The organism is Nitrospirota bacterium, assembly GCA_016207905.1.
In the GTDB taxonomy this organism is placed as follows: Bacteria; Nitrospirota; Thermodesulfovibrionia; order Thermodesulfovibrionales; family JdFR-86; genus JACQZC01.
On record JACQZC010000059.1, the window covers coordinates 1 to 15,818 of the forward strand.

General features: G+C 42.7%; 19 protein-coding genes. 15 read left to right on the plus strand and 4 right to left on the minus strand.

All coding sequences use genetic code 11. The features are described 5' to 3' along the window. Positions 1-280: 280 nt before the first annotated feature. On the minus strand, positions 281-559 hold the full coding sequence (locus tag HY805_07555; protein MBI4824065.1) for a type II toxin-antitoxin system RelE/ParE family toxin: 279 nt from the start codon (positions 557-559) through the stop codon (positions 281-283). Further along, a complete protein-coding gene (locus HY805_07560; protein ID MBI4824066.1) occupies positions 547-741 on the minus strand; it encodes a hypothetical protein in 195 nt (64 codons plus the stop codon). Before HY805_07560 ends, HY805_07555 begins: the two co-directional genes overlap by 13 nt. Positions 742-1,223: 482 nt before the next feature. Here HY805_07560 and HY805_07565 point away from each other — a divergent pair, with 482 nt between their 5' ends. Continuing rightward, the gene (locus tag HY805_07565) at positions 1,224-1,415 is read left to right on the plus strand and encodes a hypothetical protein (GenBank protein ID MBI4824067.1); all 192 of its coding nucleotides are present in this window, start codon (positions 1,224-1,226) and stop codon (positions 1,413-1,415) included. Beyond that, complete coding sequence (locus tag HY805_07570) at positions 1,412-1,642, plus strand: hypothetical protein (GenBank protein MBI4824068.1); 231 nt, start codon at positions 1,412-1,414, stop codon at positions 1,640-1,642. Before HY805_07565 ends, HY805_07570 begins: the two co-directional genes overlap by 4 nt. 85 nt (positions 1,643-1,727) lie before the next feature. Here the strand turns inward: HY805_07570 and infB are convergent, their stop codons facing one another. Further along, complete coding sequence (infB, locus tag HY805_07575; protein ID MBI4824069.1) at positions 1,728-4,112, minus strand: translation initiation factor IF-2; 2,385 nt, start codon at positions 4,110-4,112, stop codon at positions 1,728-1,730. A gap of 90 nt (positions 4,113-4,202) precedes the next feature. Here infB and HY805_07580 point away from each other — a divergent pair, with 90 nt between their 5' ends. Beyond that, the gene (locus tag HY805_07580) at positions 4,203-4,391 is read left to right on the plus strand and encodes a 50S ribosomal protein L28 (GenBank protein ID MBI4824070.1); all 189 of its coding nucleotides are present in this window, start codon (positions 4,203-4,205) and stop codon (positions 4,389-4,391) included. Positions 4,392-4,395: 4 nt separating this feature from the next. Continuing rightward, entirely contained in the window at positions 4,396-4,698 is a 303-nt protein-coding gene (locus HY805_07585; protein MBI4824071.1) for a DUF721 domain-containing protein, read from the plus strand. 28 nt (positions 4,699-4,726) lie between these two features. Here HY805_07585 and HY805_07590 read toward each other — a convergent pair whose 3' ends face one another. Next, complete coding sequence (locus HY805_07590; protein MBI4824072.1) at positions 4,727-5,056, minus strand: helix-turn-helix transcriptional regulator; 330 nt, start codon at positions 5,054-5,056, stop codon at positions 4,727-4,729. A 258-nt stretch (positions 5,057-5,314) separates the two neighbouring features. Between HY805_07590 and HY805_07595 the strand changes: the two genes are divergently transcribed. The 11 genes from HY805_07595 to HY805_07645 all read left to right on the plus strand — a co-directional run bounded on the left by HY805_07595 (position 5,315) and on the right by HY805_07645 (position 15,760). Further along, complete coding sequence (locus HY805_07595; protein MBI4824073.1) at positions 5,315-5,926, plus strand: hypothetical protein; 612 nt, start codon at positions 5,315-5,317, stop codon at positions 5,924-5,926. Positions 5,927-6,035: 109 nt separating this feature from the next. Further along, the gene (locus tag HY805_07600) at positions 6,036-6,683 is read left to right on the plus strand and encodes a PEGA domain-containing protein (GenBank protein ID MBI4824074.1); all 648 of its coding nucleotides are present in this window, start codon (positions 6,036-6,038) and stop codon (positions 6,681-6,683) included. Positions 6,684-7,009: 326 nt separating this feature from the next. Then, the gene (locus tag HY805_07605) at positions 7,010-8,611 is read left to right on the plus strand and encodes a DUF4105 domain-containing protein (protein MBI4824075.1); all 1,602 of its coding nucleotides are present in this window, start codon (positions 7,010-7,012) and stop codon (positions 8,609-8,611) included. Beyond that, entirely contained in the window at positions 8,611-9,426 is an 816-nt protein-coding gene (locus HY805_07610; GenBank protein MBI4824076.1) for an alpha/beta fold hydrolase, read from the plus strand. Before HY805_07605 ends, HY805_07610 begins: the two co-directional genes overlap by 1 nt. A 70-nt stretch (positions 9,427-9,496) precedes the next feature. Next, positions 9,497-9,727: a hypothetical protein gene (locus tag HY805_07615; GenBank protein ID MBI4824077.1), complete on the plus strand. Its 231-nt coding sequence runs from the start codon at positions 9,497-9,499 to the stop codon at positions 9,725-9,727. A 129-nt stretch (positions 9,728-9,856) separates the two neighbouring features. Beyond that, on the plus strand, positions 9,857-10,936 hold the full coding sequence (locus HY805_07620) for a LysM peptidoglycan-binding domain-containing protein (GenBank protein MBI4824078.1): 1,080 nt from the start codon (positions 9,857-9,859) through the stop codon (positions 10,934-10,936). Positions 10,937-10,996: 60 nt separating this feature from the next. Continuing rightward, the gene (gene rpmE / locus HY805_07625) at positions 10,997-11,203 is read left to right on the plus strand and encodes a 50S ribosomal protein L31 (GenBank protein MBI4824079.1); all 207 of its coding nucleotides are present in this window, start codon (positions 10,997-10,999) and stop codon (positions 11,201-11,203) included. Between the two features lie 59 nt (positions 11,204-11,262). Further along, complete coding sequence (locus HY805_07630; GenBank protein MBI4824080.1) at positions 11,263-12,144, plus strand: DUF1385 domain-containing protein; 882 nt, start codon at positions 11,263-11,265, stop codon at positions 12,142-12,144. Beyond that, positions 12,134-13,201, plus strand: coding sequence for a peptide chain release factor 1 (gene prfA / locus HY805_07635; GenBank protein ID MBI4824081.1), 1,068 nt, complete (start codon positions 12,134-12,136; stop codon positions 13,199-13,201). The genes HY805_07630 and prfA overlap by 11 nt, the downstream gene beginning before the upstream one ends. Beyond that, entirely contained in the window at positions 13,198-14,052 is an 855-nt protein-coding gene (prmC, locus tag HY805_07640) for a peptide chain release factor N(5)-glutamine methyltransferase (protein ID MBI4824082.1), read from the plus strand. Before prfA ends, prmC begins: the two co-directional genes overlap by 4 nt. A gap of 4 nt (positions 14,053-14,056) precedes the next feature. Further along, positions 14,057-15,760 carry a phospholipid carrier-dependent glycosyltransferase gene (locus HY805_07645; GenBank protein MBI4824083.1) on the plus strand — a complete coding sequence of 568 codons (1,704 nt, stop codon included), beginning with the start codon at positions 14,057-14,059 and terminating at the stop codon, positions 15,758-15,760. Positions 15,761-15,818 lie beyond the last annotated feature (58 nt).

Sequence of the window (15,818 nt, forward strand, 5' to 3'; positions counted from 1 at the left end):
ATGAGGCTTGCCATGAGATACGCTTTGGCTTCCACCCTATTGGAGTTCTTGATTTAAGAAAAGGGAAGGTCAGACCCAAAGTAAGAAAAGTGTAACCCATGTCCATAGGTTAAAATGTAACCCATGTGAATGTTGAACAAGATACCCCGCAGTCTGTAAGCGGGAATCCAGTCTCCCCTCTTTAATCAATGTAGCCTCAGGCTTTAGCCTGCGATACAGTTTTGGGAAAAGAGGAGTAAGGTGAGATTTTTTGGTTACTGGTAAGGTGTCTTGGAAGTTTTCATCTTTTAATAGAGCGATATTGCCTGCCTCTATGCTCTATATAATAAACTTTTATCTGCTTGCTATCGGTATAAATCCAATACAATATACGGTAATCTCCAAGTCTTATTCTGCATAGACCCTTTAAGTCATCAGGCAGGGAAGTGAGAGGATGATGTATGATTTTATCCGCATTTTCTAAAAGCCAGTCTATTTTCTGAGCGATTCTAATTTGAATGGTTTTATCAAGCTTTCTGAAGGACTCCTCAGCATCAGGCAGGAAGGTTACTTTATACATAGCTCTTTCTTAAGGGTCTTCCAGTCCTTACCTTTCTCTAAAAGGTCGTCTTTCCTTGCCTTTCGCATCCGCTTTATGAAGTCGGGGTTTTGCGATAAAAGCCAGTCCTCAAGGTCATCTTTGGTATCCGCTGTCTCAAACACGCTGATAGGGAAAACTATCTCTTTTTTTGCCACTGGCATAGTCAACCTCCTTAATGGTCTATACAGAGTATAAGACAAAACTTTACTTAAAGACAAGAGTTATGAGGCAGTTTTGTCATTGCGAGACTCCCCATCCTGTCATTGCGATGCTTCCTTTTTGTCATCCCCGCAGTTCTTAAGCTGGAATCCAGTCTTTCTCTTCTGGATTCTCTGGTCAAGCCAGAGAATGACGAATTAATAGATTTGTCATTCCCCACCTTGTAATTCTGAATTCATTTCAGAATCTCACGCACCCCTTTCAATTCCCCCCTTTTTCAAAATCCCCCGCTTTTCTCCTTTGCTAAAGGGGGCTGAAGGGGGATTACTTATAAATTTAAAACCCTCTGACAGCCTGTCTGCCTATCGTTCTGAGAAAATTCTTGACAGAAAAACAATGCCTGCTTAAGATAAGGATAAAAAAATAAATATGAATGAGGGTATAGAGAAGTTTGTTGACATCAGTAGCAATAGCCGATTAATCTATGGGTAAGAAGGAATTTCTAAAGCAGATAGAAAGCTTGCGAGGAAAAGTTGCTGAGCATGAAGCAAAGATAAATGAGGAAAGACATAAATCTTACCCTGATGAGGGACGGATTAAATATTGGGAAAAAGAGATTTGGGCTTTTAAGGATGCATTGGAAAAAGCAGAAAAGAGATTAAGGAGAGTAAGATGAAGACAGCAGAGAAAATAACATTGAATGAGACACTCTTAGTGTTCCTTAAAGAGCTGGCTGAGGAGTGTCAGGAGACATTAAAGCTCGTCTCACAGCTTCAGCTAAAAGACCTCTCGGCAGAGCAATCTGCATCCATACTCTCAGAGCTTGCTGTGTCAGTGGTTCATCTTCATGCACACACAGAAGGGCTTCAGGATTTGATTAATGATGAGATTGAGAGGGTGTGAAAGGGGGATTTGAGGCAACCTACCCTTTCTTAAATCTCAGTTCTACTTAGAGGCAGGAGGGAATAAAGGGGCATGAAGGAGAGGCTTACAGTTTTGCGGCTATCTTTTCCACTACATAGTTTTCGATGATATCTCCTACCTTTATGTCATTAAAGTTCTCTATGGTTATGCCGCATTCATAGCCTGCCTGAACCTCTCTGACATCTTCCTTGAATCTCTTGAGAGATGCTATTTTGCCTTCATGAATTACTATACTGTCTCTTATGACCCGTATACCGTCGCTTGTCCTCAGAACAGTGCCATCTGTAACATAACAGCCTGCGATTGTTCCAATCTTTGAGACCTGAAATGTCTGTCTGACCTCTGCCCTTCCCAGAACCTTTTCCTTGAGCGTGGGTTCGAGGAGTCCTTCGAGGGCTTTTTTAACATCCTCTATTGCGTCGTATATAATTTTATATAGCCTGAGGTCAACCCCCTCTTTTTCGGCAATCTGGCTTGCCTTTGACTCTGGTCTTACATTGAAGCCTATTACTATTGCATTGGAGGCAGCAGAAAGCATGACATCGGATTCGTTTATTCCTCCAACAGAGGAGTGGATGACCTTTATCTTGACCTCGGGGTGTGTGATGCCCTCAAGTGCACTCTTCATTGCCTCTACAGAGCCCTGAACATCTCCTTTAATAACGATGTTTAGTTCCTTTATCTGTCCTTCCTTTATTTTTGAATAAAGCTCATCTAATGTAAGTCTTTTTATCTCCTTTATCTGCGAGAACCTTTGTTTCTGGAGCCTTAAGAGGGCAATATGTCTTGCCTTCCTTTCGTCTTCCATGGCTATAAAGGGGTCTCCTGCCTGTGGGATGCTTCCAAAGCCAATGACCTCAACTGGCGTAGATGGTCCTGCCTCACCGAGCCTTTTGCCTGTGTCATCAGCAAGTGCCCTAACCCTGCCTGCATTAACCCCTGAGAGAAAGGCATCGCCAACCTTCAATTTCCCTGACTGAACTAGCACAGTTGCAACAGGGCCTCTGCCTTTATCGAGCCTTGACTCTATTATACTTCCCCTTGCCATTTTATTAGGGTTTGCCTTAAGCTCCATGACCTCTGCCTGTAGAAGTATCATTTCAAGCAGATGCTCTATGCCGATGCGTTTTTTAGCAGACACCTCGGTGAATATATTCTGACCTCCCCACTCCTCCGAGATTATGCCTGACTCGGCAAGCTCTCCTTTGACCTTCGATACATTTGCCTCGGGCTTGTCAATCTTATTAATGGCAACTATAATTGGGACATTTGCGGCCTTTGCATGGTTAATCGCCTCTATTGTCTGCGGTTTTACCCCATCGTCTGCGGCAACGACAAGGACAACTATATCCGTTACCTTTGCACCCCTTGCCCTCAGGGTTGTAAAAGCCGCATGTCCTGGGGTGTCTAAAAATACAATCTCTTTTCCTTTAATCGAGACCTTGTATGCACCTATATGCTGGGTTATTCCGCCAAATTCCGTCTCTGTGACCTTTGTCTGTTTAATGGCATCGAGAAGGGATGTCTTTCCATGGTCAACATGTCCCATTACAGTAATAACAGGAGGTCTTGGCAAAAGAGCCGAGACATCCTCGGAAACCTCCTCGGGAATTACCTCTTCCTCTATAGAGGCAACCTCTAATTTTATGCCCATGCTCTGTGCCGCCAAAACTGCGGCATCGAGGTCAACCGACTGGTTAACAGAGGAGGGCATATAGCCTAATTCCATAAATTTCTTTGTTATATCGGACACCTTCATGCCAATGAGCTCTGCAAATTCCTTGACAGTCGTGCCCTCATTGATTTTAAGGGTCTTTTTCCTTGGAGCAGTGATTAAAATTTGTTTATTTTCCTCTTTCAGCTCCTGTTTTTCTCCTTTTGGATGCCTCTTGAACAGCCTTTGCTCGTGCCGTTTGTGCTCGATTTTCCTTATTGCCTGAAAAGCCCTGTGCATTCCAGGCTTTGCCTTAAACTTCTCCACTTTTTCTGTTTCAATATCCTTTTTGAACTTTAAGGGAACCTTCATCTCTACCTCTTCCTCTAAGAGAAGAACATCTTTTTCTATTGGAGGAGGCTGTTTTTCTTCCTGAACCTCTTTTTCTACCTGCTCGAGTGGAGGCTCAGGAGCCTTAACTACTTTTTCTTCAGACACAACTACAGAAGGCACATCTACCTTTATTTCTTTTTCAGGCTTTATCTGGGGCTTTAGGACTGCTCCTTTAGGCTCTCTCTTTGGAGCTTTCAGAGCAGATGTCTTTTTAGGCTCTTTCTTTGGAAGATGGGATTTTCCTGACTTTTTGAGCCTCTCCTTTATCATATCTACGGTCTTTTCATCTATGCCCGATGAGGAGGTCTTACCCTTAATTCCTAACTCTAAAAGCACAGACAGGATTTCTTTATTTTCAACTGCAAGTGTTTTTGCAAGCTCATAAATCCGTATATTTGGCATTTTAGATACTATCTCCCCTTTATCTCTTGTAAGTGGTATATCTAAAATGGTATCATAAACCGTGATTTTAAATCAAACAGAGGAGGAGACATGGCAATTTGTAGGGCTTGTGGAAAAAAGAAAGTAATCGGCAATAATGTAAGCCATGCAAACAACCGCACAAAAAGGCAGATACAGCCGAACCTTCAGAGGATGAGGATAATATTGGACGGCAAAACAGAGAGGGCTTATATCTGCACAAGGTGTTTGCGTTCGGGCTTTGTTCAGAAAGCAGTTTGAATATATGCAAAGGGCAGGCTCGGTAATCCACTCGATAATAAAAGACCTTGGCATGGAGGACAACCTCTGCCTTTATCGGATGAAATCCGAGTGGCATTCCCTGTTTCAGCCTCCTGTTTGTCTTCATATGTCTCCTTCATCTCTAAGCGAGGCTCATCTGACTATCAATGTAGATTCGCCACAATGGCTTCAGGAGATAAGTTTTTATAAAGAAGATATAATAAGGAAACTCCACGGATTCGGAGTAAAGGATATAAGGTTGAGGGTCGGCAGGGTCAGGATAGAAAAGTGTAAGGGTGTGCGATAAGGGTTACATATTTCAAACGGTCTATGCACTAACATTTTCTGAGAAAATCCAGACAGAGGTTAAGGCTTTTGCGGTCAGCTCCTTTTAGGATGGAGTCAATGGCTTTTCTTGCCACACCTTCAGATTCAAGCTCTTCTGAAAAGAGGAATAGCTCGTAAAGCTCTATATCCAATCCTTTTGCTAATTTAGATAAGGTCTTAACAGTGGGGTTTTTCTGCCCGCATTCTATAGCGCTTATGTATCGGGCATTTACACCTGTCTTTTCTTCAAGTTCCTCCTGTGTCAGCCTTCGCTTTTCCCTTATGGACTGTATTCTTTTTCCAATATGCAACAGTAAGTTGTCCGTCATGCGTCTCATAATTTGTAAAGATACCATTCAGGTAATGAATTTAGAAGGACTTAGAAATACTAAATAGTGGAAAAATAGATTTATATATTTAAGTCTTTAGACTTCTATACTCTTAAGTCCCCAAATTTAGCCTGAGAAGTAGAATTCTTAAATATTATAACTTAGAAATTACTTTAATAACAAATCTCTATTTTTAGCTTGACAAAAGAGTATCTTTATGTTATTAAAATTAAGTTTTTAGATTTAGAAGTGGAGGGGAGGTGTTGCATGAGAAAAGTATTTTTGGGATTTTTTGTGTTTTTTCTGCTGTTTAGCTCGTTGGCTGATGCAGGCGAGAAACAGTGGTATTTCAACTTTGGCGTATATCCGGGTATTATTTTTGCTCCGGATGTAAATGGATTTACTGCAGAAAGAACAAGCGGTTCTTGGCTTTATACGGAGACGATAGAGGGAGCAGTCGGATTTGCACTTGGTGCATATGTGGGCGTAGATTATGATACTAACAAGTCCGGTGTAGGTATCGATGTTTTCGGCAGTAGGCTGATTTCCGATGCTATTACAGGGAGTATTTCCGGGGTAAATGTCTCTTACATATTTCCTCATGCTGAAAAAAGCACTTTTCTGGCAAGGATAAAAGGAGGAGTTGTAAAGGGCTCTCTTGAATGGGAGGGTGAGTATACAGAGGTGGAGTTCAAAGATGCAAGCGGTTGGCAGGGAGGTATGGCTTTTGAGGTTGGAAGGAATGTCGGGGTTTATGGAGAAGCTTTATATAGGGATCTGAAGTTCGATGTTGATACCGCCCGTTCAGACACAACAAACAGGACGACCATGGATTTATCCGGAGTTGTTGTCAATATGGGTGTGAGATTCAGGTTTTAGAAGAAGTGTCTATTAACTTTAGAGGAGGGAGGGGAGATAAGGCAAAATAGGCAAGTAATGTTTCAGAGCTCAAGTGATTTCATGACTTAAAAAATTAAAGGAGGAAAAAATGAAAAAGCTCTTAACATGTATCATTGGCTTAATTGTGTGCAGCGGCTGTGGTCTTATACTTAGCGGGACAACACAGCAAGTGTCTTTTGAAAGCAATCCGTCCAAGGCAGATGTGTATGTCAATGATGTTAAAACTTGTACGACGCCGTGCGTCGCCACTCTTGAAAGGAACAAAGTTACGCCAATAATTCAAATCAAGAAAGATGGCTATGAGAATGCTCAAGTGCCTATGATGAGAAAGTTCAATATTATGGTCGCTTTTGATGTTTTCTGGAGTTATTGCTCAACAACTGCCTTTGCAATAGATCTTGCCAATAACACAAATGTTGAGTATGCTCCAGATAGGTTTTTCACTGTGCTGGAACCTATAAAAAAAGGTGAAATAACAGATGACAATATAAAAGGCAAATCAAAAAAGATATTGTTCTTTATCGCTGTCAATCACAGTCAACTCATCTATGATATATCACGCGGATCAGGAGAATATCTGTCAGCATTATTTGAACTGATTAGTGTGCAGAAGGACGAACAGTCAGATGCGTTTTCAAAACTTAAGAGTTTGCACGTGAAATACCCCGACACAGTGGAGTTCGCCCGTGCCGTGGTTATTTATGACTTTCTCAAGTCTCAAAAAACAAAAAACTGACTGGAGAGAAAAAAGAGGTAATATCTATTAAAGGAAGGCGTGCGGGAGCCAAACTCTCTGCATGCCTTCTTGCTTCCATCATAACTCTATTAATCTATGCCACTGATGTTAGAGGCGAAAACTCCTATGCGGACATTCTTATCTTTAGAGCAGAAGAAAAACAACTCCACAAAGACAGATACTGGAGGATTCTTCTTCATTACAAAGACACTGTTTTCGGGACAAAAAGCCTCATAGACGACCCACGCTTTTTCCTTGCTCCGGATGGAAAGAAAAATCCAAAATCCGAGCTTAATGCCACCATAAGGAGCTTTTTTAGGAAAGATGTGGAAGGCGAACACCCAAGATGCAGGTTCATAGCAAGATACACTTGGCTTAAGGAAAAGCTCGGCATAGAAGAGGAAAGGCTTCCTCAAGCAGACTGTAGACAATACAGAGAGTTTATTAGCACTATAAGCCCGAGGTTTTCGGCATTGGTTTTTCCGACATCCTATATGAACAGGCCTGCCTCTATGTTTGGACATACATTCATAAGAATAGATGGAGGCTACGAGAGTAAGCTACTTTCATATGCGGTTAACTACACAGCCCATACAGGCACCGAAGGAGGCTTCCTCTATGCCCTGAAGGGCGTCTTTGGACACTTCAAGGGCTATTACTTACTACTGCCATACTATGAGAAGGTTAAAGAATACACTGATATGGATCATCGCGACATGTGGGAATACAACCTCAACCTTACAGAGGAGGAGCTTCTGAGGATGCTCAGGCATATCTGGGAGCTTAAGGAAATCTATTCTTATTATTATTTCTTCGATGAGAACTGCTCATACAACATATTGTTTCTTCTTGAGGCAGGCAGGCCTTCGGTAAACCTTACGGACCCCTCTACGCTATGGGTTATTCCTCTGGACACTGTAAGGGCAGTCATAGAAAACGGCATGGTAAGCTCAGTTGACTACCGTCCTTCAAAGGCAACGATTATCAGGCATATTGCCTCCCTGCTTCCTGCTGAAGACATAGAGACCTCGTTAGAAATAACTGATGAAAAGCGTAGTCCTGAAAGCCTTCTTAAGGACGAAAACCTCAAAGCCAAGGCAGAGGTTCTTGACCTTTCTGCTGAGATGCTTGAGCTTAGATACCTGAAGAAAAAGCTTTCAGAGGAAGAATACACAAAAAGGTTTCACCGCGCTCTGGGAGTGCGAAGCCTTCTTAAGGAGGGCTCTGAGCATTATAAAGTCTCCCAGCCTATTATGCCACATAAAGGCCATGGCTCAGCGAGGCTTAGCATTGGGGCAGGCATAAAGAACAAAAGGTTTTTTGGAGAGTTAAAGCTCAGGCCTGCTTATCACGACCTCCTTGACCCTTCGCATGGATACCCTGAGGGCTCTCAGATTGTCTTTGCCGACATAAGGGCAAGATATTATGATGAGGATGACTCATACAAACTTGAGAGTATTGACTTTGTGAACATTGTCTCAATCTCGCCTAAAAGCAGGCTCTTTAAGCCTGTCTCGTGGAAGGTCAAAACAGGGCTCCTCCGGAAGCCTCATAGCGACGGAAAAGACCATCTCGTATACTATATTAATGGCGGCTATGGCATTGCATCCGAGGGCAGACTCCCGGGACTTTACTATGCCTTCTTAGAGGCAGAAGGAAACCTCGGAGGCAAATTGACAGAGGACCACTCTTTGGGGCTGGGCATCTCAGCCGGAACCCTTGAGAAGATAACAGGCATATGGAAGCTTCATATTATGCTTAAAGCTATGCGCTATATCTTAGGGGACGAGCATGAAGAATTAGGCGGCACAGTTGCCCAGAACCTGAGGCTCTCAAATAGCATGAGCCTTACCCTCGAGCTGTCTAAAATAAAAGCATACGGCAGATACACAAACACAGCCATAGCAGGCCTGAATCTTTACTTCTGATGAAAAAGACACTGAGCATAGCCCTTATCGTATGCCTTATTTTAGGCTGTACCGGGTTTTTCTTCCAGCCTTCAAAGGAGTTCATAGAAAACCCTTATCTGAAAGGCATAAGCTCAGAAGATGTATATTTTAAAACACCTGATGGACTGACACTTCATAGCTGGCTTCTTATGCCTGAAGGAAAAAGTGAAGGGTTCATACTTTATCTCCACGGAAACGCAGAAAACATCAGCACTCAGATAGGTAATGTGCTCTGGCTCGTCAGGGAGGGTTTCACAGTGTTTGCTTTTGACTACAGGGGATATGGCAAATCCGAAGGAAGCCCTGAAATTAAAGGTCTGCATATTGATGCCATGACAGCTCTTGAAAAGGCTGTTTCTCTAACAAATGAAGAAGATGTCATCGTCCTCGGGCAGAGCCTGGGAGGCGCCATTTCGGTCTATACGGTTGCTAACTCCCCCTTTTTAAAAAATGTGCGAGCAGTGGTCATAGACAGCGCATTTTCAAGCTACAGAGCTATTGCAAAGGAGAAGGCATCGGAATTAGCCCTCACATGGCCTTTCCAGCACATAGTGGCACTCTCTGTAAACGACGACTATAGCCCTGTAAGATGGATAGACAAGCTCTCTCCTGTGCCGCTCCTTATAATCCATGGAAAGAAAGACCCTGTCGTCCCACTTAAGCACAGCCTTATCCTTTTTGAAAAAGCAGGAGAGCCAAAAGACCTCTGGATAACCGAGTCAGATGGCCATATCATGTCATTTTTAGAAAAACCCATCAGAAAAAGACTTACCGACTACCTCAGGCTGAGATAGAGCGGAAACAACTGAATAAGTTCAGATACATATATAGCCGACCCCTGAATTTTTGTCAGCCGTAAGAGAGGTGAAACTTTGGTTTTTAAAGGAGAAAAAGGCAGAGCTGTGCTATAATAGATTTAAAGATACAGGAGGCCAGATGGGCATAGGAATTGATAAGTCAGAATTGAAGGAAGCCATCAGAGAAGTTCTCAGAGAAGAGTTATTGAGCCTTGCCATCAGCCTTACGCCTTATGTTTCTGATACCGAGATGCAGGAAATAGAGAAAACCTTTACAGAGGATGATTTTCAAGAATAGGATTAAAACCTCTTTGAACGCTCTCCTTAATTATTTTAACAGGGGTGAAATTCGATGTCTTGTAAGCAGTATATTTAAAATGGTATCATAAGCAATGATTTTAGATTAAAAACCGAGGAGGACTATAAAATGAAAAATTTAACATTTCTCGTGTTAACCGTTTTTGCATTTTCAATAGTCGCTCTGTTTAATCCCTCTCTATCGAATGCACAGGGCGATAATGCTTACGAATACACGGAATACACTATCCAAAAAGGAGATACCCTGTGGGATATCTCTTCGAGTCACCTAAAAAACCCATTCCAGTGGCCACTCATATGGAATCAAAACAAAGACATAGCCGACCCTGATAGGATATATCCAGGCCTTGTGATAAAGATACCTTCTGGCATAAAGGCAATAGAAGAGGCTGGATTGGAGACCGTGCAGATTGTGCCGAAGGCAGAGCCTCCAACAATAAAGGAGGAGGTCCAAGAAGAAAAGGCGATAACGGAGATAAAAGAGATAAAAGAGATAAAGGTTCAACCCATAACTAAAGCAGAGCCTGAAAGGATTGCTCCAATAAAGAAAGGGTATCTTACCAGTAGAAAAACATTGCTTTTTTCAGGCTATATAACAATGACGGTCCCTTACAAAGGCGAAATTACAGGCTCACCTCTTGAGGCAAATTATTTCGGTGCAAACGACAGTGTATATATAAAAACCATCGGTGATGTAAAGAAGGGCGACAGATTCTTTATCATCCGTAAAGGAGAAAAAGTAAAACACCCTCATACCAGCATTCTCATTGGCTTTATGGTAGAGGTTTTAGGAACATTGGAGGTGGAGGAAATAACAGTAGATGGGGTAAAGGCACGCATTAAAGAAGCCTTTATAGATATAACCAAAGGAGACACGCTTGACACATATACCGATATAGAGCTTCCATATGTAATCGGTGAGCCGAGGAAACCTCAGTTAGATGGATTAGTCGTTGCAACAAAATACAACCGTAGCCTGAGCGGACAGTTAGACACGGTGTTCATTGACAAGGGGAAAAACGATGGGCTTGAGCCGGGAGATTTACTGGTCATAGTAGCATCGGGCTCAAAAGGCAGGACAAATGCCATTATCCAGATAATACAGGCTCGGGAATCCACTTCCTCGGCAATCATACTGGAAAGCATATTAGAGGTAAACATTGGAGATGCGGTTATAGGAATGAAGTAAAAGGAATAGGATTGCCAAGAGACAAGAGAATAGTTTAAAATATTAAAAAGGAGGAGTAAATTGAAAGAGGGCATTCACCCGGAATACAAAGAAGTTCAGATTGTCTGTGCATGCGGTGAGACATTTACCACAAGGTCTACGAAGCCCAAGATACATATTGACATCTGCTCAAGCTGTCATCCTTTCTTTACGGGTAAGCAAAAGATAATGGACACCGAGGGAAGGGTCGAGAAATTTAAGAAAAAATACGCAAGGAAAAATAAGTAGCTTATCTTATAGGAAGTCGTTAGAGCAGGGTTTTCTCTAACGGCTTTTTTATTTTATCTATGAATACAATAGGCGGACAAGCTGTAATCGAAGGAGTAATGATGAAATCCAGAAATGGATGGTCTGTTGCCGTTCGGGGCATGGACGGTAAGATACATCTAAGGAAGGAGTCTTTAAAAGACAGGAACAAGCTCTTGAGGACACCTATTGTCAGGGGAGTTATTGCACTTTATGATGCCTTTTCCATTGGAATAAAGGCACTTGAGTTTTCTGCAAACAAGGCATACGAAGGAGAAGAACAAAAGCCCATGAGCAGGCATCTGCTTGTCTTTACGATTGCGGTGGCACTGATGCTTGGGGTAGGGCTTTTTATATTATTTCCACTTTATGCGACAAAACTCTTGGGCATTGCCTTTCATAGCGTATCGGAGAATACAGTAATGTTTAATCTTGTGGATGGCTTGATAAGGGTATTTGTATTTCTCGTCTATATAGGTGCTATAGGGCTATGGCCCGAGATGAAAAGAATCCTTCAGTATCATGGCGCAGAGCATAAGGTAATACATGCATATGAGGCAGGAAGAATGCTTAAGCCTGAGGGTCTTTCCGATATGAGCACCCATCATCCAAGATGCGGCACGAGTTTTCTTCTCATCGTGATGGTTGTAAGCATCGCAGTATTTTCGTTTATCCCTCAGTCATGGCATTTCTTTTATAAGTTCCTTTCAAGAGTAATCTTTATACCAGTGATTGCAGGGCTTTCGTATGAACTGCTCAGGTTTTCTTCAAAGAGGAAAGACAATGTAGTTATCCGTTTTCTGGTGATGCCTGGTCTTGCCCTTCAGAGGCTTACAACCCGTGAGCCTGATGAATTACAGGTTGAGGTTGCGATAAAGGCATTGGAGGAAGTGCTTTCGTTAGAGGTGAAAGATGCTCGATAAACTTAAAACTATAGAGGAAAAATACGAGGAGCTTACAGCCCTTCTAATGAGCCCCGATGTGTTTTCCAATCCAAAGCTATACCAGAAATACTCAAAGGAGCAGGCAGACCTCACGCCCTTGTTTGAGAAGATAAGGTATTACAGGAAAGTGCTTTCGGAGATGGAGGATGTAGAGGAGCTTTTAATCGGCGGAGATGGAGACCTGAGAGAGCTTGCACGGGCTGAATTGGATAAGCTTAAAGGCGAAAAGCTCAAGGTGGAGGCAGAGCTTAAGATTATGCTTTTGCCAAAAGACCCAAGGGACGAAAAGTCCGTAATACTCGAGATAAGGGCTGGCACAGGAGGCGGGGAGGCATCTCTGTTTGCATCCTCTCTTTTTAGGATGTATTCGAGATATGCCGAATCCAAAAGGTGGAAGGTGGATGTCATTAGCTCAAACCTTACAGGGCTTGGAGGAATAAAAGAGATTATAGCCTCTATCGAGGGCAAAGGTGTCTATAGCAGGCTCAAGTATGAAAGCGGAGTTCATAGGGTTCAGCGTGTGCCTGTTACAGAGGCATCAGGAAGGATTCATACATCTGCGGCAACCGTTGCAGTCCTGCCAGAGGCAGAAGATGTAGATATAAAGGTTGAAGAGAAGGACCTAAGAGTAGATACATTCTGTGCCTCGGGGCCAGGTGGACAGGGAGTCAATACAACATACTCAGCCGTAAGAATCGTTCACCTGCCAACTGGCATGATGGTCTCCTGTCAGGACGAGAGGTCTCAGATTAAAAATAAAGAGAAGGCATTAAAAGTCCTTCGCTCGAGACTTTATGAACAGCACATCGAGGAGATGGAAAGGGAAAGAGCGCTCGAAAGAAAAACCCAGGTAGGCACAGGAGATAGAAGCGAAAGAATCAGGACATATAATTACCCCCAAAACAGGGTCACTGACCATAGAATCGGACTTACACTTCACAGACTCGAAGCTGTCATGGAAGGAGACCTCGAGGAAATAATCGTTAGCCTCACCACACACTTTCAGACAGAAAAACTAAAAGAGATTTTAAAATGACTCTACTGAAAGAACAAATGAGGGCATTTGACATTCTAAGACATATTGCCTCTACACTCAATCACTCAGGCATAGAGAACCCCGATAAAGAGGCAGAAAGCATTATCAGGGAAGTAGTAGGCATCGAAAGGGTTAAGCTCTACAGCGAAAACCCCATTCTTTCTAGATACCAGATAGAAGCTATAGGAGAAATCGTAATCCGTAGGGAAAATAGGGAGCCAATCCAGTATATATTTGGCTATGCAGAGTTTTACGGTATTAAGATTAAGGTTGGCAAAGGAGTCTTAATCCCAAGACCCGAGACAGAGCTTGTCGTAGAACAAGGTGTAAAGATATTGAAAGAAAATCCTGAGGCAGTCGCACTTGACCTTTGCACAGGAAGCGGGGCGATCGCAGTTTCGCTTGCAAAACATATCTCTCATGCAGACATCTATGCAGTGGATGTCTCGGAGTCCGCATTAAGATATGCAGAGGAAAACAAGGAATATCAGGGCTTAAAGAACATGCACATCCTTAAAGGATGGCTTTTTGAGCCTGTAAGGGGTATGAGATTCGATTTAATAGTTTCCAACCCGCCTTATATTAAAAGTAGCATCATAGATACCCTCCAGCCCGAGGTCAGGGACTGGGAGCCCAAAGAGGCACTAAATGGCAAAGAAGATGGTCTTTATTTTTTTAAGGAGATACTTAAGGATGCACCTGTTTATCTTAATCCCGGAGGTTCTGTTATACTTGAGGTAGGACAGGGGCAGGCAGAGGAGGTAGTTAAAATAGCAAAGGACTCAGGTCTCGGTATAGTCTCTAAGATTAAAGATTATGCTGACATAGAGAGGGTGCTTGTGCTTAGGTGATAGAGTGAACTTTAAAAAACCGTATTTTTATCCCCTTCTGGTTTTCCTTATTCCGTTTATAGTTTATCTTCCAACTCTCTGGGGTGTATTTTATTATGACGACAATGTGGTATTTTTGGGTCATCAGGTAAAGAGGCTTGCCGAAAACCCATTCCTCGTCTTTAGTAAGGATATCCATATAGTGCCAGGGGTTGGGACCCCAAGAAGCCTTCATGTGTTTTTTCTTCTCGTTCTTTACAAGGTCTTTGGTGCAAATCCTCTGCCTTATCATTTATTCAATCTCCTGTTTCATAGTCTTACTGGAGTCCTTATATTCTTATTTTTAGGCAGGTTGACAGGCAAGCCAAATATCGCCCTATTAGCAGGCATTATCTTTGGCCTTCATCCGATTCATGTAGAAAACATCACATTCGTAACACTTGGAGGCACTGACCTCTTTTATGGGTTCTTTTCGATATTAAGCCTTTTTTTGTATGTCTTATTCAGGGACAAGATATTAAAAGGCAGAAGGAATCTATTACTGCTTGGGTTATCGGTTATTGCATATTTCTTTTCCATGCTGAGCAAGGAATCCGCAGTTACCTTTATAATACTCTATCCATTGACCGAGTGGTTGTTAGAAACCCCTTCGGAATCGAGGTTACAAACCCCTGAGAGGTCACGGTGGGGCTATCTATGGGCACTTCCACATCTAATAGCCCTCCTCTCCATGAAATGGGATTACCTTATGGCAGGCACATCGATAGCAGTATCCGCAGTAGGCGTAGGCACCGCTAACATAGCCAGGGGCAGAGGCATAGAGGATGTCATTTTAAACTTAGGGTTTTTTATAAAGTCCGTGACACTTCCATATCCGCTTTCTCCTTTTATAAAGGAATTTGGAAATAATGTAGTGCTTTATTCATTTGCATTACTTTCCGTGACGGTTGTGGTTCTTGGGATTGTCCTTAGAAAGAGGCTTATCGCATATGGCGCCCTCTGGTTTATTGCAACCTCTCTGCCCTATCTCCTTGTACCTCTTCTTGAGACAAATCTTACGATTACGGCAGAGCGGTATATCTATGCACCCTCAATTGGTTTTGCCATCCTGCTTTCATCGGCTCTAATGGGTCTTTCTCGGAAAAGGAAGCTTTTAAAATCCCTCCTTGCTTTTATCTTTTTGGGATATAGCATCATTGGGGTAAGTTATTTCTTTAGTGCATGGCGCTCCGAGAGTGCATTCTGGAGATGTGCCATAAAGAGGAATCCTGATTATGTCTCGGGTTATCTGAGCCTTGCAGGCATCGAACTTGCTGAAGGCAATATCTTAGGTGCAAAGACACTGATTATGCAAGGGCTTTATAAGCCAAAAGGCATGCCTGCCGAGTTTTCACAGGCCGCATATTTCGTGGGGAATATCGCACTTATGGAAGGAAATGTAATGACTGCCGAAAGCTACTATCTCCTTTCGTTAAGATACGGTCCATATGAGTTTTCATACATAGAATTAGGGTTTTTATACCTTAATACAGGAAACCCCGAAAGGGCGAAATGGGCATTTGAAAATGCCCTCGGCTTTCCTGCACAAAACCTTAGGGCAGTCTATGGGCTTGCAAAGTCATATGAGATGCTGGGAGATAAGGAAAAAGCAAGGCTTTATGCCTTAAGGGTCTATGAGAGGGCTCGTGATGAAAGGCTCAGGGCGGCTGCCTCTGAAATCCTAAGGTGAGGTCTGAGGGCAAGGAAACATCTGCTTGACTAAGAAAATCAAAGCAATTAAAATTCAG